The sequence below is a fragment of the Pseudomonas artemisiae genome, assembly GCF_057128685.1.
In genome coordinates this window covers 1-26,074 of the sequence record NZ_JBSKHS010000011.1, presented here as the reverse complement: position 1 = coordinate 26,074, position 26,074 = coordinate 1, and the positions used below count along the sequence as shown (strand labels likewise).

24 protein-coding genes are annotated in these 26,074 nt (G+C 58.5%); 11 read left to right on the top strand and 13 right to left on the bottom strand.

Annotated elements, in window-relative coordinates; genetic code table 11:
* The first annotated feature begins 26 nt into the window (after positions 1-26).
* The 3 genes from ACWKV4_RS13840 to ACWKV4_RS13830 all read left to right on the top strand — a co-directional run bounded on the left by ACWKV4_RS13840 (position 27) and on the right by ACWKV4_RS13830 (position 3,596).
* Positions 27-668, top strand: a complete 642-nt coding sequence (locus tag ACWKV4_RS13840) for a thiol:disulfide interchange protein DsbA/DsbL (RefSeq protein WP_483832658.1) — start codon at positions 27-29, stop codon at positions 666-668.
* An 87-nt stretch (positions 669-755) separates the two neighbouring features.
* Positions 756-2,750 (top strand): GGDEF domain-containing protein, encoded by a 1,995-nt coding sequence (locus ACWKV4_RS13835; protein ID WP_483832657.1) that lies wholly within the window; start codon positions 756-758, stop codon positions 2,748-2,750.
* A 60-nt stretch (positions 2,751-2,810) separates the two neighbouring features.
* Positions 2,811-3,596 carry an N-acetylmuramoyl-L-alanine amidase gene (locus ACWKV4_RS13830; protein WP_483832656.1) on the top strand — a complete coding sequence of 262 codons (786 nt, stop codon included), beginning with the start codon at positions 2,811-2,813 and terminating at the stop codon, positions 3,594-3,596.
* Positions 3,597-3,637: 41 nt separating this feature from the next.
* Here ACWKV4_RS13830 and ACWKV4_RS13825 read toward each other — a convergent pair whose 3' ends face one another.
* Entirely contained in the window at positions 3,638-5,410 is a 1,773-nt protein-coding gene (locus ACWKV4_RS13825; protein WP_483832655.1) for an ATP-binding protein, read from the bottom strand.
* Between the two features lie 8 nt (positions 5,411-5,418).
* Entirely contained in the window at positions 5,419-6,765 is a 1,347-nt protein-coding gene (gene algB, locus ACWKV4_RS13820) for a sigma-54-dependent response regulator transcription factor AlgB (RefSeq protein WP_483832654.1), read from the bottom strand.
* A gap of 115 nt (positions 6,766-6,880) precedes the next feature.
* On the opposite strand from algB, the gene ACWKV4_RS13815 reads away from it, so the two are divergent.
* The 6 genes from ACWKV4_RS13815 to ACWKV4_RS13790 all read left to right on the top strand — a co-directional run bounded on the left by ACWKV4_RS13815 (position 6,881) and on the right by ACWKV4_RS13790 (position 12,044).
* The gene (locus ACWKV4_RS13815) at positions 6,881-7,723 is read left to right on the top strand and encodes a BON domain-containing protein (protein ID WP_483832653.1); all 843 of its coding nucleotides are present in this window, start codon (positions 6,881-6,883) and stop codon (positions 7,721-7,723) included.
* Between the two features lie 191 nt (positions 7,724-7,914).
* The gene (locus ACWKV4_RS13810; RefSeq protein ID WP_483832652.1) at positions 7,915-8,196 is read left to right on the top strand and encodes a hypothetical protein; all 282 of its coding nucleotides are present in this window, start codon (positions 7,915-7,917) and stop codon (positions 8,194-8,196) included.
* 34 nt (positions 8,197-8,230) lie between these two features.
* Entirely contained in the window at positions 8,231-8,395 is a 165-nt protein-coding gene (locus ACWKV4_RS13805; RefSeq protein ID WP_040260491.1) for a DUF1328 domain-containing protein, read from the top strand.
* Position 8,396: 1 nt separating this feature from the next.
* Positions 8,397-8,861 (top strand): inhibitor of vertebrate lysozyme family protein, encoded by a 465-nt coding sequence (locus ACWKV4_RS13800; RefSeq protein ID WP_483832651.1) that lies wholly within the window; start codon positions 8,397-8,399, stop codon positions 8,859-8,861.
* Between the two features lie 541 nt (positions 8,862-9,402).
* Positions 9,403-10,731, top strand: a complete 1,329-nt coding sequence (gene gltP, locus ACWKV4_RS13795; RefSeq protein WP_483832650.1) for a glutamate/aspartate:proton symporter GltP — start codon at positions 9,403-9,405, stop codon at positions 10,729-10,731.
* An 83-nt stretch (positions 10,732-10,814) separates the two neighbouring features.
* Entirely contained in the window at positions 10,815-12,044 is a 1,230-nt protein-coding gene (locus ACWKV4_RS13790; RefSeq protein WP_483832649.1) for a nucleoside recognition domain-containing protein, read from the top strand.
* Here the strand turns inward: ACWKV4_RS13790 and ACWKV4_RS13785 are convergent.
* The 11 genes from ACWKV4_RS13785 to ACWKV4_RS13735 all read right to left on the bottom strand — a co-directional run bounded on the left by ACWKV4_RS13785 (position 12,026) and on the right by ACWKV4_RS13735 (position 23,300).
* Positions 12,026-13,072 carry a DUF5924 family protein gene (locus tag ACWKV4_RS13785; protein WP_483832648.1) on the bottom strand — a complete coding sequence of 349 codons (1,047 nt, stop codon included), beginning with the start codon at positions 13,070-13,072 and terminating at the stop codon, positions 12,026-12,028. The two genes, ACWKV4_RS13790 and ACWKV4_RS13785, sit on opposite strands and share 19 nt — an antisense overlap.
* A 40-nt stretch (positions 13,073-13,112) precedes the next feature.
* Entirely contained in the window at positions 13,113-14,528 is a 1,416-nt protein-coding gene (locus tag ACWKV4_RS13780) for a M16 family metallopeptidase (RefSeq protein WP_483832647.1), read from the bottom strand.
* A gap of 175 nt (positions 14,529-14,703) precedes the next feature.
* The gene (locus ACWKV4_RS13775) at positions 14,704-15,438 is read right to left on the bottom strand and encodes a TerC family protein (protein WP_483832646.1); all 735 of its coding nucleotides are present in this window, start codon (positions 15,436-15,438) and stop codon (positions 14,704-14,706) included.
* Positions 15,439-15,495: 57 nt separating this feature from the next.
* Positions 15,496-16,803, bottom strand: coding sequence for a CitMHS family transporter (locus ACWKV4_RS13770; RefSeq protein ID WP_483832645.1), 1,308 nt, complete (start codon positions 16,801-16,803; stop codon positions 15,496-15,498).
* 158 nt (positions 16,804-16,961) lie between these two features.
* The gene (locus ACWKV4_RS13765) at positions 16,962-18,923 is read right to left on the bottom strand and encodes a DUF7844 domain-containing protein (protein ID WP_483832644.1); all 1,962 of its coding nucleotides are present in this window, start codon (positions 18,921-18,923) and stop codon (positions 16,962-16,964) included.
* Complete coding sequence (locus ACWKV4_RS13760) at positions 18,920-19,240, bottom strand: DUF2388 domain-containing protein (protein ID WP_483832643.1); 321 nt, start codon at positions 19,238-19,240, stop codon at positions 18,920-18,922. The genes ACWKV4_RS13765 and ACWKV4_RS13760 overlap by 4 nt, the downstream gene beginning before the upstream one ends.
* Before the next feature lie 33 nt (positions 19,241-19,273).
* Positions 19,274-19,567 carry a DUF2388 domain-containing protein gene (locus ACWKV4_RS13755; protein ID WP_483832642.1) on the bottom strand — a complete coding sequence of 98 codons (294 nt, stop codon included), beginning with the start codon at positions 19,565-19,567 and terminating at the stop codon, positions 19,274-19,276.
* 104 nt (positions 19,568-19,671) lie between these two features.
* Positions 19,672-19,998, bottom strand: a complete 327-nt coding sequence (locus ACWKV4_RS13750; RefSeq protein WP_483832641.1) for a DUF2388 domain-containing protein — start codon at positions 19,996-19,998, stop codon at positions 19,672-19,674.
* A 199-nt stretch (positions 19,999-20,197) separates the two neighbouring features.
* The gene (locus ACWKV4_RS13745; RefSeq protein WP_483832640.1) at positions 20,198-20,413 is read right to left on the bottom strand and encodes a DUF1127 domain-containing protein; all 216 of its coding nucleotides are present in this window, start codon (positions 20,411-20,413) and stop codon (positions 20,198-20,200) included.
* Between the two features lie 314 nt (positions 20,414-20,727).
* Positions 20,728-22,221 (bottom strand): succinyl-CoA:acetate CoA-transferase ScpC, encoded by a 1,494-nt coding sequence (scpC, locus tag ACWKV4_RS13740; protein ID WP_483832639.1) that lies wholly within the window; start codon positions 22,219-22,221, stop codon positions 20,728-20,730.
* 179 nt (positions 22,222-22,400) lie between these two features.
* Complete coding sequence (locus ACWKV4_RS13735) at positions 22,401-23,300, bottom strand: LysR family transcriptional regulator (protein WP_483832638.1); 900 nt, start codon at positions 23,298-23,300, stop codon at positions 22,401-22,403.
* Positions 23,301-23,449: 149 nt separating this feature from the next.
* Here ACWKV4_RS13735 and ACWKV4_RS13730 point away from each other — a divergent pair, with 149 nt between their 5' ends.
* Together ACWKV4_RS13730 and ACWKV4_RS13725 are read left to right on the top strand one after the other, a co-directional pair.
* Positions 23,450-24,631: an acyl-CoA dehydrogenase gene (locus tag ACWKV4_RS13730; protein ID WP_483832637.1), complete on the top strand. Its 1,182-nt coding sequence runs from the start codon at positions 23,450-23,452 to the stop codon at positions 24,629-24,631.
* A 12-nt stretch (positions 24,632-24,643) separates the two neighbouring features.
* A complete protein-coding gene (locus ACWKV4_RS13725; protein ID WP_483832636.1) occupies positions 24,644-25,864 on the top strand; it encodes a CaiB/BaiF CoA transferase family protein in 1,221 nt (406 codons plus the stop codon).
* The last annotated feature ends 210 nt before the right edge of the window (positions 25,865-26,074 follow it).

The window sequence follows — 26,074 nt, the reverse complement described above, 5'->3', positions numbered from 1 at the left end:
CATCCCCAAGCACTTAGGAGTCAAGCATGCGAAATCTGTTCATCGGCGCGGTAATGGCGCTGGCCAGCCTGTTCGGCGTCGCCGCCCACGCGGATGACATCCAGGCCGGTAAGCAGTACACCGTACTGGAAAGCCCGGTTCCGGTATCCGAGCCCGGCAAGATCGAAGTGGTAGAGCTGTTCTGGTATGGCTGCCCCCACTGCTATGCGTTCGAGCCCACCATCAACGGTTGGGCAGCCAAGTTGCCAGCAGACGTGAATTTCCACCGCGTTCCGGCCATGTTCGGTGGTATCTGGGACATCCACGGCCAGATGTTCATTACCCTGGAAGTCATGGGCGTTGAGCACAAGGTCCATACCGCGGTGTTTGAAGCCATCCACAAAGATCACAAAATGTTCAAAACCCCGGAAGAGTTCGCCGATTTCGTAGCGGGCCAGGGCGTGGACAAAACCAAGTTCATGGAAACCTATAATTCCTTCGCCGTTAAGGGCTTGGTGAAGAAGTACAAGGACCTGGCCGTAGCCTATGGCGCTACCGGCGTACCGACCATGATTGTGAACGGCAAGTACCGCTTCGACCTGGGTTCGTCGGGTGGCCCTGAAGAAACCCTGCATGTGGCCGATACGCTGATCGAGAAAGAACGCGCGGCCAAGGGCGCCGGCCAATAATCCCTCCGCGTGACCTTTCCCGTACCCCCGCCTGCCGGGGGTACGCGGAACCCTCCTGATTTTTCTTGCACGCCGGCCTCGCTTGCCATGACCGATGATGCTCAGCGCTGGAAAGAAAAGTACCTCAAAAGCATAGAGGACCAAGAAAAGCTCGAACGGCGCTGGAGCGCCCGGCTCGACTTGCTTCGGCTGTGCCTGGTGCGCAGTACCCTGGCTGCCGAAGGGGCGGATACGGCGGTGGACGAGTGCATGAAAGAGATGCGCGAGGCCGTGCGCGCCGAGAACATGGACGCTGCGCTGGCCAATCTCATCCCTCGCCTGGAAAAAACCGTGCTCGCTTCCGAGCAGCGGCGCGAGGCGCGCACGGAGCAAGTCAGCGCCGCCGTCACCGCGTTGGTCGATCAGGTGCAAGGCCTGCCCTTACCGCGAGACGCAGCCAAACCCTTGAAAAAATTCGCCGGCAGCCTGGATAAACGCCTGGGGGAGGCGCGTGAACTGCCGCTGCTGCTTAGCGAATTTAGCGTATTACAGGGTAATGCCCTGGCTACCCTAGGGAGCGGGATGGAGCATACCCGGCCTGGGCTGCTGGAGCGGCTGTTCGGTGCCAAGGAGGCCGCCCCTGAACCCTCAACTCCTTCGGCGTTATCCGAGCCATTTGCTTCGCCCGTTCCTGCGCAGGTGCCTGATAGCCTGGTAGAACATCAGCCTATGGTAGAAGTACCGCCGTTACCACAAGTGAGCACTCCCTCTGCCGAGCCGCCCAGCTCGCCAGCCTGCGCTTTGGTGGACATTACAGAGCGATCTTCTACCCCGGCAGACCCTTTGCCGCCGTTGCCCGTGCTGGAGACCGTGCCTCGCCTGAAGCCCGCCTTGCCCGAAGCTTTGCCAGAGGGCAACCAACCGACCAGCCTGCCCTGGGCCGTGCTGTTGGACATTCTGCCCTTGCCCCACGCCATGGCCGAGGGCATGGCTGCCACAGCGGAGCCTGCCGATTCGCAAGCTGTGACCATTGACCTGCCTGCCAACCTGGAGCCTACCTACAGCTCGGTCGCCGCCCATATCGAAGGCACTCTGCTTAAGATGTTCGATGACTTGGTTCTGCCCCAGCGCTTATCGGAAAACGCCGAATCCATGCGCGAACGGCTCACTAACGGCTTGAACTGGTACGAGTTGTTGCCCTTGCTGGATGATCTGGCCGTGATGATATTGGCGATCAACGATAACGGTCAGCAAGAGTTACAACGGTACCTTCAAGACATCAACGAGCGCCTTACCGGGTTCCAGGCTCAGCTACACCAGGCCAGCCAGGACCAGGCCGATACCCAGGACGAAGCCCGGCAGTTGGACACTGAGCTACGCGAACAGGTAGGTGGGCTGCACCACAGCGTGGCGGCGGTCGATGATGCCGCTGGCCTCAAGCGGCTAGTGGAGTCACGCCTCGACGGACTACTGGGCTCGATGGATGCCCACCGCCGCAGCCGTGAGGCGCGGGAAGAGGAAGTGAGCGAGCGCATGCGGGGCCTATCCGAGCGCGTAGCCAATATGGAGCAAGAGGCGCAAACCTACCGTGACGTACTCGAAGTACAGCGCCAGAAGGCATTGTTGGACCCGCTCACTAGCCTGCCAAACCGCGCGGGGTGGAACGAGCGGCTAGAACGACTGGCTACGCAACGCCTCGAAGCTGCCCTGCCTGTGCAGGTCGCTATCATGGACCTGGACCACTTCAAGTCTATCAATGACAGCTATGGCCATTTGGCCGGTGACCGCGTGTTGAAGATCGTGGCAGACAAGCTGCGAAAACAGCTGCGCGACGGTGACTTTATGGCAAGGTTCGGTGGCGAGGAGTTCGTGGCGCTGTTCCCAGCCTCCACCCCAGAGGCAGCACTCGAAGTGTTAGAGAACATGCGACGGGTTATCGAAGACTGCCCTTTCCATTTCAAAGGCGTGCGCATCGTGGTCACGGTATCTATGGGCGCGGCCACGGTAAGTATTGGCGAACCAGTGGAGGCGGCACTCAAGCGGGCTGATCAGGCCTTGTATATGGCCAAAGACACAGGCCGTAACCGGATCGAGCGGGCCTAAGCGGTGATTTGCCGAGTGGCGATGTAAACTAAGGCTTTATCCCGGCCTGTTGAAACCCCTATGAGCCTGCGAACCCTCGTTATTCTTGCCCTGGCCACCCTGCTGGGGGGGTGCGGTAGCAATAGCCTGCGCATCGATACCAGTCACCCGTCCGCCAACTATGACAGCAGGGTCCAGTTTGTTGTGCTGCATTACACGGCCGCGCCGTTGGAGCGCTCCCTGGCTCTGCTGACCCATGGCGAAGTGAGTGCCCATTACCTGGTGGGCGATGGCCCGGCCACGGTGTATCGGCTGGCAGGCGAGCAATACCGCACCTGGCATGCTGGAGAAAGCGAGTGGGATGGCCGCACCTGGCTGAACTCCAGCTCTATCGGGATCGAAATCGTAAACCCTGGCTATCGTGATACCCCCACCGGCCGGGTGTGGTACCCCTATAGCGAAGCTCAGGTGCAAGCGGTGCTGGCATTGCTTCGCGATATTCGTACCCGCTACCCCATCGAGCCTCGCTACGTGGTAGGGCATAGCGATATCGCACCCTTGCGCAAGCTCGATCCGGGGCCCCTATTCCCGTGGGAACGCCTTGCCAAGGAAGGGTTTGGGTTATGGCCAGACGCCGGCGCGGTAAGCCGGGCAAAACAACGGTTCGAAACCAACCTGCCGAGCATTGGCTGGTACCAGGAGCAACTGGCCCGGGTAGGGTATTCGGTGGTGCGTAGCGGTGAGTTGGATGTCACCACCCGCCATGTGCTCGCGGCCTTCCAGATGCATTACCGGCCTACACTGTTCAATGGAGAGCCCGACGCGCAAACCGCAGCGTTGTTGCAAGTGTTGGTGGGCATGCAATAACACGCGGGCGTAGCCCTTTCGCTACTGGCCGAGCTGCTGAGTTAAACCGGCAGTGTCATGTAGAACTGAGTGCCCTGCCCAGGCCTTGAGTACACGCCCATGCGGCCCCCGTGCAATTGCACGATTTCCTTGCACAAGGCCAGGCCCAAGCCGGCGCCGCCTTTCTTGCGGCCCACCTGAACGAAAGGCTCGAAAATCCGCCCCTGTTGCCCATAGGCGATGCCTTCGCCGTTGTCTTCAACGCTGATGATCACACGTTCCGCGTGCCGCCTGGCCTGAAGCCGGATATGGCCGTTACTGGAGGTATGGCGTAGGGCGTTATCCATCAGGTTGTCCAATACCCGCTCAAGCTGCGCTTCATCAGCGTGCAGGCGCGGCAGGTTTTCTTCCAACTCGATAGTGAGTTCCGTGCCCTGCGCCGTGGCTGGGCTGTTGTATCGGTCACGGGTACGTTGAAGCAAATCATCGATGCTGCAAGGGGCCAGGGTTAGCTTCTGTAGGCCGCTTTGGTAGCGAGAGAAATTCAGCAAGTCGTTGATCAGTTGCATCAACCGCTGCATTTCTTCATTTACCGTCATGAACAGATCGGCTTCGCGAGTATCTGCCGCGAAGTGTACCCGCTCCTGAAGCAAGCCGAAGGCCATGTGCATGCCGGTAACAGGCGTACGAAGCTCATGGGATGCTCGCAGCACAAACTCACTGCGTACCCGCTCGAATGCCCGCTGTTCGGTAACGTCGTGCAAAACCATGACAGCGCCGAGGATATCCCCCTGAAGGTGGCTGACTGGAGTCAAGCTATAGGCAAGCAGGCGGGTTTCACCATCGATCTCGAAGCTCAGGTCCTCGGGTGGCCGTTCCAAGGTACCGCCGCGCAATACAGTTTGCAGTTGCGCGTCCAGGTCTGACCTGCCCAACGCTTCACCCAGGCTAAGGCCCTTGCGGCCGCTGTCCCAGCCGAGCTGGCGTTGAGCGACCGGGTTAAGGTGTTCCAGCAAGCCTTGGCGGTCGATCATCAGCAGGCCGTCATCGATGCTGTCCAAAACCGCCTGCATACGTTGCTGCCCGGCGATCAGCTCATTGACGTTGGTCGCCTGATGGGTACGCAAGGCCTGTGCCATGCTGGTGAAACTCTGGCTAAGGTGGTTCATTTCCGCTGCGGCGGAAACGGGTAAATTCACATCGTAATGGCCCTGACTGATGTTATCCGCCGCTGAAGCCAGGGCCTCGATTGGCTCACCAAAACGCCGAGCGATCCGGTGTGCGGTCACGAAGCCTACGCAGAGGATCCCCAGCCCTACCAGCCCGAGCAACGCAGACACCAGCACCGCCTGGTTATGGGCGCTTTGCTCATTGGCGGTCACTGCGGTCAGCGCAGCCTTGTGGCCTTCGATAAGATCGTTGCGTACCGCATTGAAGGTGCTGCCCAACGCTTCGTCGGCACGCGGATCAACGCGGTTGCGCAACACTTCGTTAAACCGTGTCTTGAAGGCTTGGTAATGCTCACTAACGCGGTCCAGGCGGCGCTGTTGTTCGTCCGGAGCGCCGATTCGAGCCTGGTCGATCGCCTCTGCGAACGCCTGCTGGGACTTGGCCAGCGTAGCAGGGTCTGGCCGCTCGGCCCAAGACATGACCAACTGATCCCCCAGCAACTGGCGCAGCTTCAGCCCACTTTCCAGGGAATGGAAGCTGCCTTCCAATAAGCTTTGTTGGCTGGAGGCCATGTGCATCACGCTTACCAGCCCCAGCACCAGCCCAAGCAGTGCCACCGTCATCAAGGCAGAAATGCTCAGGAACAGGCGGGTACGCAACTTCATCCAATACATCACAGGTTGTATTGCTTGCGTTTTCGATACAGCGTAGAGGCATCGATACCCAATGTTCTCGCTGCTTGGTCCAAGGTGTCGCTGTTGGCCAATACCGCGCCGATATGGGCTTTTTCCAGCTCGTCCAGGCTCAACGCGGCCCCGACCCGAGGTGCATTATTGGTGGGTTGCTCCGCCATGCCCAAATGGTTGACCTCTACCCGTTCCTGCGGGCAAATGATACTGGCCCGCTCAATCACGTTGCGTAGCTCACGGATGTTGCCTGGCCAGCGGTAATTGAGCAGGGCCGAGCGGGCTTCTTCACTGAACGTACGTGCGGGGCGGGCGTATTCCTTCACAAAGCGCGCCAAAAAGCGATCAGCCAAGGTGAGGATGTCCTCGCTACGCTCACGCAGGGGCGGCAGGTGTAGGGTGATGACATTGAGGCGGTACAACAAGTCTTCGCGGAAGCGGCCTTCTCTGACCATGTCTTCCAGGTTGAGGTTGGTGGCCGCAAGAATGCGTACGTCAGCCCGGCGTGTGACAGGGTCACCTACCCGTTCGTATTCCTTGTCCTGGATAAATCGTAGCAATTTAGGCTGCAGCGCCAACGGGAAGTCGCCGATTTCGTCGAGGAACAAAGTGCCGCCGTCGGCCTGGTTCACACGCCCCAGTGTGCTCTCGCTGGCGCCGGTGAAGGCCCCCCGGCTATGACCGAACAGTTCGCTCTCCATCAGCTCGGCCGACAGCGACGGGCAGTTGATAGTGACGCAGGCCTTTTTGGCACGCTTGCTCCAGCCATGGATCGCACGGGCCAATTCGCCTTTACCCGTACCGGACTCACCCAGGATGAGAATGTTAGCGTCGGTATTGGCCACCTGGCGGGCAGTTTCCAGCACCACCATCATGGCCGGGCTGTGGGAGTCCAGGCCGTCCTTGGGTTTGCGAATTTGCCCCTCAAGCGCCTCTAGCCGTTGCGAAAGCTGCCGTACCTCAAGCTGTTTCGCGGTAGCCAAGCGTAGCTGGTCGGGGCTGCACGGCTTTACCAGGTAATCAGCTGCCCCCGCCTGAATGGCGTCCACGGCTGTGTCTACGGCAGAGTGCGCAGTGACGATCACTACCCGCATCCAAGGTGCAAGCGTGCGCATTTGTGCCAGCACATCCAGGCCGTTGTCTTCACCCAGGCGCAGGTCAAGGAAGCAAAGGTCGAACACCTGCCGTTGCAATAGCGCCTCGGCCTGCGCCGCGCTGCTTGCCGTGGCCACGTTATAGCCTTCGTCTTCGAGGCAATAGCGGAAGGTGCGAAGGATGGCCGCTTCATCATCAACCAACAATATACGGCCTTGATGATCCGCACCAGATTCCATTTTCCTAAGCTCCTTAAAAAAGATGTTCTCTTAGTCCGAGAATTATCGGGCAAGTTGCAAGGTCAATTCTGAACGATTTCTTCCACCGCAGGGTAGCGCTGGCTCTGGAGTGACGATGATTTGCCTGAAAAAAACGCTGAAAGGTTGGATTATTGCTGTTGTATTAGCTAGCACGGCCCCTGCCGGCATAGGGCTGGCTTATGCCGACACCTTGGACGATGCTCGCAAGGAAGGTGCCGCCGCCATGGCATTGGCCCTCAACAGTCGGTTGGGCAGCACTCCTATTCACCTTAAGCTCACGGGCAACCGCGTAACGCTGACCGGGGCGGTGGAGAGCGAAGAAGATAAAACCCTTGCTGGGCAATTGGCCCAGGTCGTCAGCGGCGCTACCCAGGTGGATAACCAGTTGACCCTGGACCTAGCGCTTGCCGAGCGGCCACCCGTAAAGCCACCACAGCAGATCCAGCTCGATGACCTGACACTGGCAGCTGTTATCCGCGGGCGCTTGGCCTGGAACAGTGACACCGCAGATTCCGATTTTGACGTAAGCGTGGATGGCGGCGTGGTCACCCTTAAGGGTCAGGCCGCCACTGCCCAGGCCAAAGAGTGGGCAGGTGTGTTGGCTATCAATACCGATGGGGCCATCGTGGTCAATAACCTGATCAGCCTGCGCGCAGCTGACACTGGCACCACCCAAGCCCAAGCCCAGGCCCGGAGTACCGACACTGCGGTGACCGATGCCTGGATCGCCAGCAAGGTCGTCAGCAGCTTCCAATATGATCGCAACCTAGACGCGTTGCGCTTGGAAGTGCAGGTAAAGGCCGGCCTTGTCAGGTTAACGGGCGAAGTGGACAGCAGCGCCAGTAAAAAACAGGCAATGGAGGTGGCAAGGCGCCTGCGTGGGGTGCGTGGGGTGGATGGAGATCTGCTTAAGATTGCAGTTCCTCTACAGCCCTGAAAAGCCATTCGTGCAAAACGCCCGAGAGCATGATGGCCATCGTGCAGGTTGCTCGTTGCGCCATCATTTTGAAGCCTCGCAAACCCCCGAAATATAAGACTTTTCCTACAAATCAAAAGCTGGCATGAGCTCTGCAATGTCACCCTCACATGCATCCTAGCTTGATGCCGCACGTTTTGAAGGGGGTAAACATGAAACAGCCAGGTCAGCACACTGCGTCGGTCTCTTTCCTGGCTACCCATCATGTTCGCCAAGGCTTGTTCGCTTCTTTGGCGTTGATGCTGACCCTTCTGGCTACCCAGCAATATCACTACTGGACCCAGCCGGCTGAGCCGCTGATCCATACGCTCCATTCCATGCGCGCGCCTGCCGTGAATGCTGTGAGCGCATCGGCAAATCAGGCTGGCCGCCTGCAGCCGGTGGAAGAAAGCGATCAGTTCAAGCGCCCCAGTGAAACCCGCTGGGTGTTTTGACGGTCAATCAATCACACTATAAAGGAGTATCACCATGTTGAGCTGGGCCATTACCTTCCTGATCATCGCAATCATCGCAGCCGTTCTGGGCTTCGGTGGCATCGCCGGTACCGCTGCTGGTATCGCCAAGATCTTGTTCGTAATCTTCTTGGTGCTGTTCGTTGTGTCCTTCTTCTTCGGTCGTCGTGGGCGCCCGTAACATGAAAGGCGCGATCCGCAGTGTGTTGCTGGTAGCTGCTTTCGCTGCCGCAACGCCGGTTTTTGCCGACAACGATGGCCAAGACCGGGCAAGCAATCTCATTTCAACGGATATTAAGTCCCGCCAAGCCTGGCAGAAAGCTGTAGGGAAAGAAGAGCGCCTTCCCGACTGGATCTTGAACCTGTCCGGAGCCTCCTCACCCATGACTGCCGTTACGGAGGACGGTGACAAGTACTTGGTAGGGCAAGTCTGTGAAAAAGCCGATGATTGCTTGCACAACCGCGTGATCGTGGCATTTGACTGGGATAAAACTAAAGCCTATGCAGTGTGGGTAAAGGTGCCAGCTGAATTGCCAGAAGGTAAAGACCCTTCCAAGCATGCGGATTACCACTGGTTTGGTAAGCCTGATGAGGGGTTGCAAGGTATGTTGATGGAACAACTGAAGAATGATCCCAAGTGGTACTGACCCCCGGGCATGCTTAAGGTGACATCGACCTGTATAGCCCGATGAAGGCTGTACATGACCAGGGGGCTGGGACGTTTTGACGGTTGTAGCGTCGGAGTGACCTAGGGGTACATGGAGTGCCCCCGAAGAGAGCCGGGTCCGGGAAAAGCCCCGTTGAGCGCGTGTAGTGCCTATGCAGGTACTATCTAGGCCCAACGGGGCTTTTTAGTACCCATTGGTCGCTGAAACTTCACCTAGCCAATTTTTTTAGAAGGGTCGGAAATCCGAACGGCTCGAAGTTCTATCCGGATTTCTCCAGCGTTTAGGGCAATAACTTCGTTCGGCATACCGAATCCAGTACCTCGGTCCTTCTCTCGTCTAACAAACTGGCATCACGCTCATGCCGAATCAGTATAACTCAGGCGGAACAGGCATTAGACTGACGCTGGCCATCTCATGATAGTCCATGTGTTCACTGCCAAAGGTTAGGCCTCTTGGCGGTGCTCCATCGGCCCGCATTTAAGCGTTTGGCCTCGATGAACTTGACCCCCAGAGCAGAATAATGACAAAGCCAAAACTCAGCCTTGCGTGGCAAATTCTTATTGGGTTGGTACTGGGCATTGCCCTGGGTGCCGTCCTAAACCACTTCAGCGCCGAGAAAGCCTGGTGGATCAGCAATGTACTGCAACCGGCTGGCGATATTTTCATTCGCCTGATCAAGATGATTGTTATCCCTATCGTGATTTCCTCGTTGATCGTGGGTATCGCAGGGGTAGGTGACGCTAAAAAGCTGGGGCGCATTGGTGTAAAGACCATTGTGTACTTCGAGGTGGTTACCACCCTGGCCATTGTGCTTGGCCTGGTACTGGCCAACTTGGTACACCCTGGCACAGGTATTGATATGAGCACCCTGGGCACGGTGGACATTTCGCAATACCAGAAGACCACCGCCGAGGTGCAACACGACCATGCGCTGGTTGCGACCATCCTCAATCTGATCCCTTCGAACATCTTCGCAGCGGTTACCCGCGGTGAAATGTTGCCGATCATTTTCTTCTCAGTGATTTTCGGGCTAGGGCTGTCGAGCCTGGCGGCGGAGACCCGCGAACCCCTGGTTCGGACCTTCCAGGGCATCTCGGAAACCATGTTCCGGGTTACCCATATGATCATGAATTACGCCCCTATCGGTGTATTCGCGTTGATCGCAGTAACGGTGGCGAATTTTGGTTTCGCCTCCCTGCTGCCTTTGGCGAAGCTGGTCGTGCTGGTTTATGCGGCTATCCTGTTCTTCGCTCTGGGCGTATTGGGGCTGGTGGCCAAGCTATTCGGCTTCTCGATCTTCAAGCTGATCCGCATCTTCAAGGATGAACTGATCCTGGCGTATTCCACCGCTAGCTCTGAAACGGTGCTGCCGCGAATCATTGAAAAAATGGAAGCCTATGGCGCGCCTAAGGCTATCAGCAGCTTCGTGGTACCCACGGGGTATTCGTTCAACCTGGACGGCTCGACCCTGTACCAGAGTATTGCCGCGCTGTTCATTGCCCAGTTATATGGGATCGATATGCCTATCAGCCAGCAAATCCTGCTGGTGCTGACCTTGATGGTGACCTCCAAGGGTATTGCAGGCGTTCCAGGTGTGTCGTTCGTGGTGTTGCTGGCCACCTTAGGCAGCGTGGGTATTCCTCTGGAAGGCTTGGCGTTCATCGCGGGCGTTGACCGCATCATGGACATGGCCCGTACCGCGTTGAACGTGATCGGCAACGCGCTGGCTGTGCTAGTGATCTCTCGCTGGGAAGGCATGTACGACGACGCCAAGGGCGAGCGGTACTGGAACAGCCTGCCCCACTTGCGCCAGCGCGGGGCTGTTGGCGAACCCGTTACCCGCCACTGACAGGGAAGGCTTGCTCGCAGGCTACTTTTGCCTCCCCCCGCCGAGCCGACTATGATGCCGGCTCGCGCAATGTGGGGGTTTATATGCTCAACGGCCTTTGGCTTGGCTTTTTCCTGGTGGCGGCGGTGGCAGGCCTGGCCCAATGGCTGGTGGCAGGCAACAGCGCTGTGTTCGCTGCCATGGTCGAGGCCATTTTCAACATGGCCAAGCTGTCTGTCGATGTGATGGTACTGCTGTTCGGTACCCTCACCCTCTGGCTAGGGTTTTTGCGAATCGCCGAGAAGGCCGGCATCGTCGACTTTTTCGCCCGCTTGCTAGGCCCGTTGTTCGCCCGCTTGATGCCCGAGGTGCCGCGCAGGCACCCTGCCCTTGGCCTGATCACCATGAATTTCGCGGCCAATGCCTTGGGCTTGGATAACGCGGCCACGCCTATTGGGCTGAAGGCCATGCGCGCCTTGCAGGAGCTCAACCCGCATCCCACCGTAGCCAGTAACGCGCAGATCCTCTTTCTGGTGCTCAACGCCTCGTCACTGACCCTGCTGCCGGTCACCATCTTTATGTACCGCGCCCAGCAAGGCGCGCCGGACCCCACCATGGTCTTCTTGCCCATACTCCTGGCCACTAGCGGCTCGACCCTGGTAGGGCTGTTGTCGGTAGCCTTTATGCAGCGACTCAGGGTATGGGACCCCGTGGTACTGGCTTACCTGCTGCCGGGTGCGTTGCTGCTGGGGGGGGTTATGGCTTTCCTGGCTGGGCTCTCGGCCACGGCGGTCGCCAGTTTGTCGTCCTTGCTCGGCAACCTGACCCTGTTTGGCTTGATTGTGATGTTTTTGCTGATCGGTACCCTGCGCCGAGTGCAGGTGTACGAAGCCTTCGTGGAAGGCGCCAAGGAAGGTTTCGATGTGGCCAAGGGGCTGTTGCCCTACCTGGTTGCCATGCTGTGCGCGGTTGGCGTGTTGCGGGCATCAGGTGCACTGGACTTGGCCCTGGAGGGGATTCGCCATCTGGTGCAGTGGGTCGGGCTGGATACAGGCTTTGTAGATGCCCTACCCACCGCCCTGGTAAAACCCTTCTCGGGTAGCGCCGCCCGGGCCATGTTGATCGAGACCATGCAGACCAAAGGGGTGGATAGCTTCCCGGCCCTGGTAGCGGCGACCATTCAAGGCAGTACGGAAACCACCTTTTACGTACTTGCGGTGTACTTCGGCGCCGTGGGTATCCAGCGCGCCCGCCATGCGGTGGGCTGCGCCCTGCTGGCAGAGCTGGCCGGGGTCGTTAGTGCTATCGCCGTGTGCTACTGGTTCTTCGCCTGAGCCCCGCCTTGGGCTGCATCGCCGGTGATGGTAAAACGCAACGCACCGATGATCTGGCCGTCTTCGGTTTCCACCCTGACCTTCCATTTGCCTGCGGGGTTGGGAGGGAAGTTCTGCTTGCGGGTCCAGGCGCGGTAGCCTTCCTTGCGCCCACCGTGAATGTCCAGGGCGATGCGGTCCACCTCGTTGCCGTTGAATTCCCATACGTGGAAAATCCGCTCGTCCAGCCCCCGCGGCGCGTTGATCGCGGTATAGGCGAATACGCCGCCGCGGGCCTGGCTGACGCTCAATTGGTCGGTGTTTTGGCCAGGGGTGCGGTTTTCGTTGTCCAAGGTAAGGGTGATGGCGTCTTCGGTCATCCATAGGGTAGCGGGCGGCACCCAGGTACGCAGTACCCAGCCGGCCCCGCCGATAGCTAATGCAAGCGCGATCAGGCCCAAGCCCCGCTGCCAGTCTTTGAGGGGCACGCTGGCGGCCAAGCTCGGGAAGGACAGCACCACAGCCACGGCCAGTGCGATCTTGAAGGTCTCGGCCGTGGTGAGGTGAAGAATGATCGGCATGGCCGTGAGCATGGCGGCGAACAGCGTGAGCGTATGCAAAGCCAGGTACAGCCAGCGCCGCGGGGCTACCCAGTGGTAGTACAGGGGGTCGATGATCGATACCAACCCGGCCAGGGTCAGTAGGCCGGTGAACACCAGTTGGCCGCTGTTCCAGGTGGTGGTGACATAAAAGAACGGCAGTACGAAGAACAGGCTTTCCTGATGGATCATCTGCGTGGCATAGCGCATCAGGGGCGCGGGTATCTCACGCTTGAAGAACCGGCTGAACAAGCGATTGAAGCTGTTTTCCAGCATCAGCCATACCCAGGTCACCAATAGAAGGACGGCAATGGGCGTGGCCAAGCTGGCCTGGCGGTCTACCAGTACGAAGCTCCCCAGCCCAGAAAAGAAGCCAAAGGCTGCAACTATTCCGGGGTAGCGTTTGATCAGGTCGATGATCTTCAGAACGAAAGGTGGCAGTGACTTCATAGGGGCGGCACAGGCAAGGTAAGGCTCAAGGATAGCGGCTTCATGGGTGGGGTGCTTGCTCAGCCGCCAAACGCTTACGGCGCCGCGCTATCAGTACACAGGCGCCTAATCCTAATACCACGGCCAGGCCGCAAGCCGCTGTAACAACGCTTTCAAGCTGGTCATACCCAAGCAAGGGTTTTTCTATCCGTACATAGCCAGGGTCGGCAAACAACCGGCGTACCGCTTCGTTGGCCTGGTCCAGGGTAACCTCGCGCAAGGCTTGAGCCGGGTCGGCGAAGCGGCCATCGTCGTAGTCGCTCAAGGCCCCCCAGTAATAGTCCGCCAGACCGCTGTCCCCTTGTACCGCCCAGGCCAAATGAGCAATGGCTGCCGCCTTGAGGCGGTCGAAAGTAGCGCGATCCAGACCTTCGCGGTGCAACTGGGCAGTGAGGGCTTGCACCGCCTGTCGAGCGCGGGCGATGTCATCGCGGTCTAGGTCGGCATTCAAGCTCATCAGGGTGCTGTCACCGAAGGGCTCGTTTTGGCTACCAGGGCCGTAGGACAGCCCTTCCTCCAAGCGCAGCTTTTTATACAGGGCCCAGTTCAGGTAACTCTGTAAGAGGTCCCACACCCCAGGCGGTAGGCTTTCCAGGTCGGGCTCAACGAAGTACCAATGCAACCGTGCACCCTCACCTACCCAACCGCGTACCAGGGTACGCTCCCGAGCCGCCGAGTGTTGTTCAAGGGTCGGTGGCGTGTGATCGGTCGGGGCAACCGCGGTCAGTTGGCCGTAGGTTCGCTCAAGGTAAGCCGGGAGCAGCTTATCCAGCTCCCCTACCACGATGAGCGTCATGTTATTGGGCGCGTACCATTGCTGGCGCACCGCTTGAACCTGGGCCAACGTCAGCCCGGCCGCCGAGGCACGGTCGGCGCAACGGAGCCCTAGCTCGATGGCCAGTTGGTTGCTGGCATCTGTGCCCAGGCTTTGATGATCCAGCCAGCGTTGCAGGTGCGAATAGTGGCCGCCATCTTCGCGCTCGACGATGCGCCGGGCCGTATCGAGCTTGGCGTCGGTCAATTCGGTACGGGTAATGGCGGCCAATAGCAGGTCCAGTACCTTGCGCTGGTTGCGTGCCGGGGCTTCGATCACGAAAGTGGTGTCGGTATCGCTGGTAAAGGCGTTCCACTCGCCGCCCAAGGCCTGCATGCGCTCTTCGAGGCCGCCCTCGCCGCTCTCATCCACCCCGCTGAACAGCAAGTGTTCCAGCAAGTGCGGGGTTTCCTGTTCGGCGCAGCTAAAATCGCTGAAGCCCACCCCGACTACCAAACGAATGGCGACATGATTGCGGTCGTTGCCTGGCTTAAGCAGCAATTGCAGACCATTGGGCAGCAGGTACCCTTCTGCCTGCAACCGATCTAGTGCGGTGCATGGCAGGGCTAGCAAAAATAGACAGGTGAACAGCAGGCAACGCATGACTGGCTTCCTTGCGCGTATCAGAAAGAACATGCCCGTTGCGTTGGGCAGGCGGGCAAGTAACAGACTGTCAGGTAGCGCTACCGTTCAGGTAGGCGACGATGTGGGCGTTTCCTCATCCACTACCAGCGCCCCAGTACTTCCGAAAAGGCCACGCACGGGCTTGATTGCCAGTTCAAGCCTGCGGCTTGCGTTTCTTCGCCACGCTAGTACGCATCTTGATGTTGATGGCTTCCACCGCCAGCGAGAACGCCATGGCGAAGTACACATAACCCTTAGGCACATGCACGTCGAAGGCCTCGCCAATCAGCACCGTGCCGACCACCAGCAAGAAAGACAGCGCGAGCATTTTCAGCGAAGGATGCTGGTCGATGAAGCGGCTGATGGTGCCGGATGCCAACATCATCACTAGTACCGCCACGATGATTGCCGCGATCATCACCGGGACATGGGACACCATGCCGACGGCAGTGATAACCGAGTCCAAGGAGAATACGATGTCGATAATCGCAATCTGAATGATGGTGTAAAGGAAATTACCGCCTTTGCCAGAGGGCTCATCGCCGCCTTCTTCTTCGCCTTCCATGCCATGGTAGATTTCCTGGGCACTCTTCCAGAGCAGGAACAGCCCCCCAAAGAACAGGATCAAGTCCCGCCCGGAAATGCCTTGACCGAAAACCACGAACAAGTCGGCGGTCAGGCGCATCACCCAAGTGATCGACAGCAATAGCAGGATTCGCGTGACCATGGCCAATGCCAGGCCAAACAGCCGTGTACGCGCCTGCATCTCTTTGGGCATGCGGCTCACCAGGATGGAAATCATGATGATGTTGTCGATGCCTAAAACGATTTCCAGCGCGGTGAGGGTAAAAAAGGCGACCCAGAGTTCAGGGCTGGTCAACCATTCCATTGTTGTTTCCTTCGATAAGCGGGGCGCGCCTTAGAGCGCGGCCTGGGCGTTAATGTATTAGAGGCTGCCGACCAGTGGAAAGATCCCCAGCAGCAGGGCGGCGAGCATTATGCACAGGCATACCAATACTGCCCACCTGAGGGTGAAACGCTGGTGGTCGCCAAATTCGATACCGGCCAGTGCCACCAGCAGGTAAGTAGATGGGACCAACGGGCTGAGCAAGTGCACGGGCTGGCCAATGATCGAAGCCCGGGCCATCTCCACCGCAGTGATCCCGTAATGAGAGGCCGCCTCGGCCAGCACAGGCAGCACGCCATAATAGAAGGCATCGTTGGACATAAAGAACGTGAACGGCATGCTGACCAGCGCGGTGATCACCGCCATGTAAGGGCCCAGCGCCTCGGGAATGACCGCCAGCAGGCTTTTGGACATGGCGTCCACCATGCCGGTACCGCTCAGAATACCGGTGAAGATGCCCGCGGCAAAAATCAGACCGACCACCGCCAGCACACTGCCTGCGTGCGCGGCAACGCGGTCCTTTTGAGCTTGCAGGCAAGGGTAGTTCACAATCATGGCGATACTGAAGGCGATCATAAACAGCACTGGCAATGGCAGCAGCCCATTGATCAGCGCCACCATCAGCGCCAACGTGAGCAAGCCGTTGAACCAGATCAATTTGGGCCGACGGGCTTCTGGGAACTGCGACACGCTGATATCACTGTCAGGCAGGTTATCACCTGGCAGGTGCAGTTCACCCAGGCGGGCGCGCTCGCGCTTGCCGTACCACCAAGCGATCGCCAGGATCGCGACCACGCCGGCCACCATGGCAGGGATCATGGGTACGAAAATGTCGGACGGGTCCACATGCAATGCGCTGGCTGCTCGGGCGGTAGGGCCACCCCAAGGGGTCATGTTCATCACGCCGCCCGCCAGGATGATCAACCCGGCCATGATTCGCGGGCTCATGCCCAGCCGGCTGTACAAGGGCAACATGGCCGCGCAGCAGATCATGTAAGTCGTGGCGCCATCGCCATCGAGGGACACCACCAGGGCCAGTACGGCAGTTCCTACCGATACCTTCAGCGGGTCGCCCTTGACCATTTTCAGGATTTTACGAACGGCGGGGTCGAATAAACCCGAGTCGATCATCAGGGCGAAATACAGAATAGCGAACATCAGCATGACGCCGGTGGGCGCCAGTTTGGTGATGCCTTCCAGCATCATGGGGCCGATCTTGCTGGCAAAACCACCGAAGAGCGCGAACAGAATAGGAACGATGATCAGGGCAATCAGAGCGGACAGTCGTTTGGTCATGATTAAAAACATGAACGTCACGACCATGGCGAAGCCAAGGAAGGTGAGCATGGTGAGTCTCTTGTTGTTGTCTTTATTGATTTCGAGCAAGGCGCTCGTTACAAGAGGATGCTAAGCAGCTTCGCTTTCAACTGCCTTTCAGGAAGAAAGGCGAATGTCGTGGGTTTGTAACCAATAGCGTATCGCGCATTGGCGTACAGGTTGGCCAGTCATGGCAGTACTAACCCACCACTGGCCTTATGCAGGTCACGCAAATGTTGGCCGATCAACGTAAGGTTTTCTTCGCTGGCGGCGATGGCGCTGGCGCGCTCAGGGGTTAACAAAGCGCGCACTTCTTTGTCCAGGTCCACGCTTAGCTTTTGCAACTGCTGCTGGCGTTCGCTAGACACTTGCTCAAGGCGCTCGAGTTCATCTTCCTGGGGCAAGCCGTAGCCTCCAGCCCCGAGCAACTCCGCTGGGCGGCTTAAGAAACCACTGTTCGCCAAGATCGCCTGCAACGTTTTATTGGCATTGCCAACGCTGCTGTCTCCCGCATCCCGGGCGCCCAGATAACGCTGTTTGACTTCTTCCTGAGCCAGCAGTAGTTCGCGTCGGTAACTGGCCTGCTCCAGCAGCAGTATGGCCGCGCTCGCTCGCAGATCGGCCTTGGCGAACCAGCTTCGACGTTTGCTGGCTGGCTGCTCCAGCCAGGCTTCCACACTCTGCTGAGGTACCGGAAGCTGCTGACGCAGGACGGTAAACATGGCTTGGTAGCGGTCGCGGAAGGAGTCGAACAAATAACCGCGGCGCAATGCCTCACGTTTGTCGTTGAGCACGCTGCCGTCAGCCAGGCCCCGCCCTTCAAGCATGCTCAGCAACCCATTGGGGACGATGCTGTCCAAGTCATGCAAGCGAGGGTCGTGCGTTCCGGCCCGTAATAGCTTCAGGGTTTCTACGGCACAGTTATTCGACAAAAAGTAATAGTTGCCATCGTAGCTCCAATGCATTTCCGCCGCGTGGCGCACCAAGGCATTGATACCTGCTCGGTCAAGCGTCAGCGGGACCGAGGCCAGGCTGCGCAGCTCGGTCTTGGTGTACTCGTCGATCACCTGAGACAGTGGCAATACGAACAGGCGTGAAGGGTAGGCGCCATTTAGCCCGCCCCAGGTAGACAGTTGCACGTCATCGACAAAGGCACGGAATGACAACACCAGGCTGTATTCCAGGTCCAGGCGGCAGTCTGGCCCTCGTGGCCTGCCAGGCGCGCAGATCACCAGCCGCAACATGCTATGGCCCCAACGGCTGACCCAGTTCTGATTGGCCTCGGCCAGCAAATAGTCCACTTGGTAAACCCGCTCGGGGTCGATCATACCCAAGGGTTGGCGACCGAAATCGCTGCCTGCGTTAAGAAAAGGCAGCGCGTTGGCGCACGACGCTTGCGCAGGCGGTGCCCAGCCAAAGTGCCCCTTAAGGTAGGCATATAGCTCTGGGCGCCTGCAACCGTAGGAAGGGTCCAACAGGAAGTACTCCATGTTGACCGCAATAAATTCCTTCGGGTTACTGGTTTCGTATAAATCCGGGCTACGCGCGACCTGGCGGTTATTCTGCTCACGGGCACCCCGCCGCCCCACGGCTTGCGGCCAGCCAGCCAGGTCGAGCAGGCGCGGGTCGTCGCTCAACGTGAAACGCCGTTCGGCTTGTCCACGGCAGATGTCTGGCAGCCCCACCGCGCCCAACGTGGCCTGTTGTTTCCGGCAGCGGGCCAACAGCTGGCGGTCAGCGGGCGACCATAGGCGCGCACGGTCGTATAGGTGGGTCAGCTCATGCAGCACCGTGGCCAATAACTCTTGGCGCACCGTGCCGTGCGGGCGACCGGTTTTCGTAGTGGCCGCGCTGCCATCCACCAGGCTCGGCAGCAGTTTGCGGTTAAGCTCCAGGGTAGACACCAGCGATGCCTGACCATAGGCCTCGGCAGGCATGTTGTCTGTCCAGCTGACCCTTACCTCTCGATCCATTGCCTTGATAAACGCAGGCGGCAAGGCGGCCATGGCTTGGCCCAGTAATGCCTGGCTGGCTTCGCGCTCTGTGGCGGTCAGTTGAGAGTCATCGAGCAGCAGCCGCAAATCGGCGTTTGCCGTAAGGCTGGCTAACAGAAGGCCGCCGGCCAGCAGCCAGGCGGCCAGGGCTCTCACAGTGCGAGGATAGCTTCGGCCAAGGCCTGATCGCTAGCGCCTTGGGCCTGCGGCAGATGTGAGCGCAGGGTCACGAGCGCGGCTTCCAGTTGAGCACCCCTAATGGCCCCGTCGCTGGCTACGAAGCTTGCCGCGTCGTCCTTGGCTTGCAACACCACCTTGGCGTCGCGGATAGAGGTGGTGGTATCAGAGGTAAAGTCGATCGACCGGCCGAATGCGCGAACGATGATGTTACTGGTTTGCACCACAGTGTTGGCTTGGGCTGCACCAGCCAGGGCAACCAGGCCCAAGGTAGTGGCGATCAAAATGTTGCGCATCGGTATCTCCGGAAAACAGGTATAGAAGCTGACCTATTGGACGAGGATCGCCTGTGCCAGTTCAAGGTCACTGGCGCCTAGAGCCGGCGATTGATGGCGTAAAGCCTGTAAGGCTGCTTCCAGCCTTACACTGCGATCACGCCCCTGGCTCGCCACGAACGCAGCGGCGTCGTCACGGGCGTCGAGGATTAGTTTTTGGTCAAAAGGTGCTGTCGTGACTTGGCTGGTGACATAGCCGCTGACCACCAAGCCTTGGGTAGAGGTATCAAAAGCCTGGGCACTGGTGACCCCTAACAGGCAAGCAAACAACGAAAGCAGATAACGCATTTTTTAGGCAAACACTACCGAACGAAACGGCAGAGGCTAGCGCAACCGGGCGCTCTGGGCTAGAGCGCCTGGACTACCAACCACCGATTTCATCCAGCGTGTAATCAGCTACCCAGAATGGCTTGTGCCAATTGCGTATCTGACGCTTGCATCTGGGGCAGTTGGCCGCGAATCCAGGCTAACGCACTTTCGAGCCGCGCCCCACGGATTTCACCATTGCTGGCAACGAAGCTGGCGGCATCATCCCGGGCTTGCTGCACGATTTTATTGTCACGCAAGGACGACGATACGTCGGAGGTGGCATTGGTACTGGCGTTTACCGCCCTGACTAGCGCATCAGTGGTCACCACAAAGCTTGACGCTTGGGCTCCGCCGGCTAACGCGAGGGCGGCCGCGCCCAGTGCGCAACGCCATAGCTTACCTGCTTGCATGTTGATTCTCCTGATAACAGCCACCGAAATAGTGACCACGAGCGATGTATTAGAGCCTGGCCGCGCAAAAGGTTCCAGCAACGAAAGTAGTACAGTTTTAGGAAATTAAGAATGCGGCATAACTGTTTTTGCTGAATGGCAGGCAATAAAAAACCCGCCATGATGATGGCGGGTTCTTAGGTGCTACGTTGTTACACGCTTAGCGCCAGAACGGCTTGCTCAGCTCTTCGTAGCGTTGGGCTTCGCTGATACCAGCGTCAGCCAGCAAGCGAGAGTCCAAGCGTGCCAGTTGATGGCGGCTGGCAAGGCGACGCTGCCAGAGGCTGACATTGGCCAGTACACGCAGTGGCAAGGAAGCTTTGGATTCAGTAATCGTGTCGTTAAAGCGCAGGCCGGAACTCAGGGTACGTTCCATGGTTTACATCCTTCCGCTTGTGGCGGGATTTAAGTGTGATCTGTTGATGGAGCAAATAATGCGCTTCAGCGAACGGTTTTCATATGTACAGTTAACAGTTAAGAGTGGCATTCAGTTATCTGTTTTGTGCCACTGTTGTGCTCTCAATGGTGCAATCTGTACTGGTATGCACGTATTTGGTGCATTTTTTAGAAGTTCTACTCCTTCAGAGTATAGAAACAACCAAATGTGACCAGTACAGCAATACAGTTTATGGAAAAACTGCTGATGTTTACCAAGTGCCGTTTCACTGCTTTGGCATTCAGTACTACTGATCACTGCGCCAGCATCCGCCCTGTTTCTTCTGCATTGATATGCCACGCAAAGGCCTCCCTCAAATCATGAGGGGTATGCCCACCTTTAGCGCAGGCTGCTTCAAAGTAAGCTTCAAGCGCGGGCCGGTAGGTGGGGTGGACACAGTGCTCGATTACCACGCGTGCCCGCTCCCGTGGGGCCAAGCCCCGAAGATCTGCCAAGCCTTGTTCGGTCACCAGAATGTCCACGTCATGCTCGGTATGGTCCACATGGCTCACCATGGGCACCACGCTGGAAATTGCTCCGCCTTTGGCGATGGACTTAGTCACGAATATCGCCAAGTGCGCGTTGCGGGCGAAGTCGCCAGACCCGCCAATGCCGTTCATCATCCGGGTGCCCGCCACATGGGTGGAGTTCACGTTACCGTACAGGTCGAACTCCAGCGCTGTATTGATCCCAATGATGCCCAGCCGGCGGATCACTTCCGGGTGGTTGGAGATCTCCTGAGGCCGCAGTACCAGCCGCGCTTTGTACCGTTCCAAGTTGTCGAATACCTGTTGATGCTTGCGCGCTGACAAGGTGATGGAACTGGCGGAAGCGAAGCTAAGCTTGCCGGCGTCGAATAGATCGAAGGTCGAATCCTGAAGCACTTCGGAATACATGGTCAGGTCGTGGAAGGGAGAGTCCAACAGGCCATGCATTACCGCGTTGGCGATAGTGCCGATGCCTGCCTGTAGGGGCATTAGGCGGTTAGTCAAGCGGCCCAGCTTCACTTCGTGTTTGAAGAAGGTGATCAGGTGATCTGCGATCGCCTTGGTGTCGGCATCTGGCGGCAGCACGGTTGAGTTCGAGTCAGGTTGGTTGCTGATGACGATGGCGGCGATCTTGGCCGGGTCAATGGGGATGGCGGTGCTGCCAATGCGGCTATCGGTGGCCACCACTGGGATGGGCGTGCGGGTAGGCCGGTAGGTAGGTATATAGATATCGTGCAGGCCTTCGAGCACCAGAGGCTGCGCCAAGTTGATCTCTACGATCACTCGCTTTGCCAGGATAGCGAAGCTGGCGGAGTTGCCTACCGAGGTGGTGGGGATGATGTGCCCTTGTTCCGTGATGGCAACCGCTTCGATCACTGCCAGGTCCACAGGCTTGAGTTGCAGGTTGCGCAGTTGCTCGACGGTTTCCGACAGGTGCTGGTCGATAAACATCACCTGGCCTTCGTTGATTGCCTTGCGCAGGGTGCTGTCGACTTGAAAAGGCATGCGTCGGGCCAGCACGCCGGCTTCGGTCAATTGTTTATCCAGGTCATTACCCAGGCTTGCGCCTGTTATCAGGGTAATCTGCAAAGGGTTCGTCTTGGCATGCTCGGCAAGGGCTTGAGGCACCGCTTTGGCTTCGCCCGCGCGGGTAAAACCACTCATGCCGACAGTCATGCCATCTTCTATAAGGGCAGCGGCTTGGGATGCCGGCATCACCTTGCTGTGAAGGGAAGCCAGGCGAATGCGATCAGCATACATGGGATAAAGCCTCTTTACGGCGGGACCGGACAGCGAAGTCTAGTCAACAAGTGGCCAGGAGGGCCTTGGACAAAGGTCGAAGAAAAGCCTCTAGAAAGGGGATTTTAACGTAAAACACTGTTGCGGGAATGGTAAAGGGCTGAGCCGCGGCCCTTGCAGGTATTGGGTGGTGGGCCATGCTAGCTTTTCGATGCGTAATTGTGCGCCACGCTGAGCAACCAGTCTCGAAAGGCTTTTAGCGAAGCGGACTCTACTTTTCTTTCCGGAATCATCAGGTGGTAGGCGCGGGCGTCCGAAAACGCATGGTCATAGGCCAGTACCAGTTCCCCGCGAGCCAACTCCTGCTCGATCAAAAAAGGTGGGATAAGCGCCACGCCCATTTGGTGGATGGCCGCCTGGGCGAGCATCGAGAAAAGCTCATAGCGAGGGCCTGTCAGGTCTCTCGGCACGTTCAAGCCCGCCGAAGCAAACCATTGGCGCCAAGCGTAAGGCCGAGTGGTCTGTTGTAGCAAGGGCAGCTCGGCCAAAGCCGCTGGGCTATGCACGGGGGTATTGGCCAACAACGCTGGGCTGCACACCGGTACCGAGCGTTCGGCCATCAGGGGGTGGGCATGGGCCCCCGGCCATTCACCGTCGCCAAAATAAATAGCAGCGTCGAAGGGGGTGTCGGCGAACATAAAGGGCCGCGTGCGGTTGGTAAGGTTGACCGTCACCCGCGGGTGTAACTGCTGGAAATCTTTGAGCTTTGGCAGCAACCAGCGGGTGCCAAAGGTAGGCACCACGGCCAGTTCGAGGGCGACAGCGCCTTGCTGGCCCATCACCGATAGCGTATCGCGCTCTACCGCATCTAACTGCGCAGCCACCTGACGGCTATAAGACAACCCTGCCTCGGTCAACTTCACGCCTCGGCGAGAGCGGCGAAACAGTTCTACATTCAAGAACGCTTCCAATGCCGCAATCTGCCGACAGACCGCGCCTTGAGTGAGGGACAATTCCACTGATGCCTTGGTGAAGCTCTCATGCCGCGCAGACGCCTCGAAACAGATCAACGCCGCGGTGCTGGGGATTTTCCTGCGCATGGCTCATGACTCCCTAAGGGGTTTAGGGCTTTTTGAAGGTTTTGAAGTGAGAAATCAACACAACAGCGTGCCAAAAGCTCGTTTGAGTACGGAGCCTGCGGCTTCTAGGCTTAGACCACTGAAGTTTAGCTCTCGAGGACCCTCGCACCATGGCCGTTAAAGCAACCTTCAACTGGATCGACCCCCTGTTACTGGACCAGCAGCTGTCGGAAGAAGAACGTATGGTGCGGGACAGCGCCGCGCAGTTCGCGAAGGCAAGCCTGGCCCCGCGCGTGACCGAGGCTTTCCGCCATGAACGGACTGACCCGGCTATTTTCCGTGAAATGGGCGAGATGGGGCTGCTAGGTGCCACCCTCCCGGAGCAGTACGGCGGCAGCGGGCTGAACTACGTGTGTTATGGCTTGATTGCCCGTGAGGTCGAGCGCGTGGACTCGGGGTACCGGTCCATGATGAGCGTGCAATCCTCGCTGGTGATGGTACCGATCAATGAGTTTGGTACCGAGGCGCAGAAGCAGAAGTACCTGCCACACCTTGCTAGCGGGCACTGGGTTGGTTGCTTTGGTCTGACCGAGCCTAACCATGGCTCTGACCCAGGCGCGATGATCAGCCGGGCTAGAAAAGCCGAAGGGGGCTATCGCCTCAGCGGCAGCAAAATGTGGATTACCAACAGCCCTATAGCGGATGTGTTCGTTGTATGGGCCAAGGATGACGCCGGTGAGATTCGCGGCTTCATTCTCGAGAAAGGCTGGGAGGGGCTCAGCGCGCCCGCCCTCCATGGCAAGGTTGGGCTACGTGCGTCCATTACCGGTGAGATCGTGATGGATAATGTGTTCGTACCCGAAGAAAACGCCTTCCCGGATGTACGCGGGCTGAAGGGCCCCTTCACCTGCCTTAACTCCGCCCGTTATGGGATTTCCTGGGGCGCGCTCGGCGCGGCGGAGGACTGTTGGCACACCGCTCGCCAGTACACCCTGGACCGGCAACAATTCGGGCGGCCCCTGGCGGCTACTCAGTTGGTGCAGAAAAAGCTCGCAGACATGCAGACCGAAATTACCTTGGCGCTCCAAGGCTGCCTGCGCCTTGGCCGTATGAAAGACGAAGGTACGGCCGCGGTCGAGATCACCTCGATCATGAAACGCAACTCCTGCGGCAAAGCCCTGGACATAGCACGCATGGCACGGGACATGCTGGGCGGTAATGGCATCTCCGACGAGTTTGGCGTGGCCAGGCACCTGGTCAACCTGGAAGTCGTCAATACCTATGAGGGTACCCATGATGTGCATGCCCTAATCCTTGGCCGCGCCCAAACCGGCATCCAGGCCTTCTATTAAGGAGCAGTACTCATGGGGGCCTTGTCGGATTTAAAAGTGCTAGACCTCTCGCGGGTACTGGCTGGGCCTTGGGCTGGCCAGATTCTTGGCGACCTCGGAGCGCAGGTCACAAAGGTAGAGCGGCCGGGTACAGGAGACGATACCCGTGCCTGGGGCCCGCCTTACCTAAAGGATGGCCAGGGCAACAGTACGGGCGAGGCGGCTTACTATCTAGCCGCCAACCGTAACAAGGCCTCATTGACGGTAGATTTCACCCGGCCAGAGGGCCAGGCCCTGGTGAAAGCCCTGGCGGCGAAGTCCGACATCGTTATTGAGAACTTCAAAGTAGGCGGATTGGCGGCCTATGGGCTGGATTACCCGTCGCTTAAGGCAATCAACCCCAGGCTTATCTATTGTTCCATTACCGGCTTTGGTCAGACCGGGCCCTACGCCAAGCGCGCGGGCTATGATTTTATGGTGCAAGGCCTGGGCGGTTTGATGAGCCTGACAGGGCGCGGTCAGGGTGAAGCCGGCGAGGGCCCGATAAAGGTGGGGGTTGCCCTGACGGATATTCTTACGGGGCTGTACTCGGCGGTGGCCATACTGGCGGCGCTGGCTGAACGTGAGCGCAGCGGTGAGGGCCAATATATAGACATGGCGCTATTGGACGTACAGGTGGCATGCCTGGCTAACCAGGCCATGAACTACCTCACCACCGGCATCGCGCCCCAGCGCCTGGGCAACGCTCATCCTAATATAGTGCCCTATCAGGACTTCCCTACCGCCGACGGCGACATCATTCTTACCGTGGGCAATGATCAGCAGTTCCGTAGGTTCGCCCGCGTGGCGGGTTGCGAGGCATGGGCAGACGACCCTCGATTTGCGACCAATGCCGCCCGGGTTGCAAATCGTGCCGTGCTTATCCCGCTTATACGGCAGGCTACGGTTTTCAAAAGCACGGCTCAGTGGGTAGAGGCCTTGGAGCATGTCGGCGTACCTTGCGGGCCTATCAATGATCTGGAACAGGTATTCAGCGACCCTCAGGTAGTTGCTAGGGGGTTAGCTATAGCAGTGGAGCATCCCTTGGCGGGTGTGCTCAAGCAAGTTGCCAGCCCCCTGCGCCTGTCTCGAACGCCGGTAGAGTACCGATGTGCGCCACCGTTGCTAGGCGAACAGACTGAAGCTGTGCTGGTTCGAGAGCTAGGGCTGGGGCTCAATGCGATCGCCGCACTCCGCTCTAGCGGTATCATTTGAACTATTTGAAATAAGGGTTGACGGCCTTCTGAAACCCTTTATACTGCGCCCCACTTCCAGCGGCAACGGAACGGCAAACTCCTTGAGTATCAATGGGTTAGCCGGTTTGAAGGGGTTGGAAGCGGCTTCGGTTTCCGGATCGGCGCGGTGAAAAAGGCAGTTGACAGCAGGTTGTAGTGCTGTAGAATTCGCCTCCCGCTTCGAGAGGTT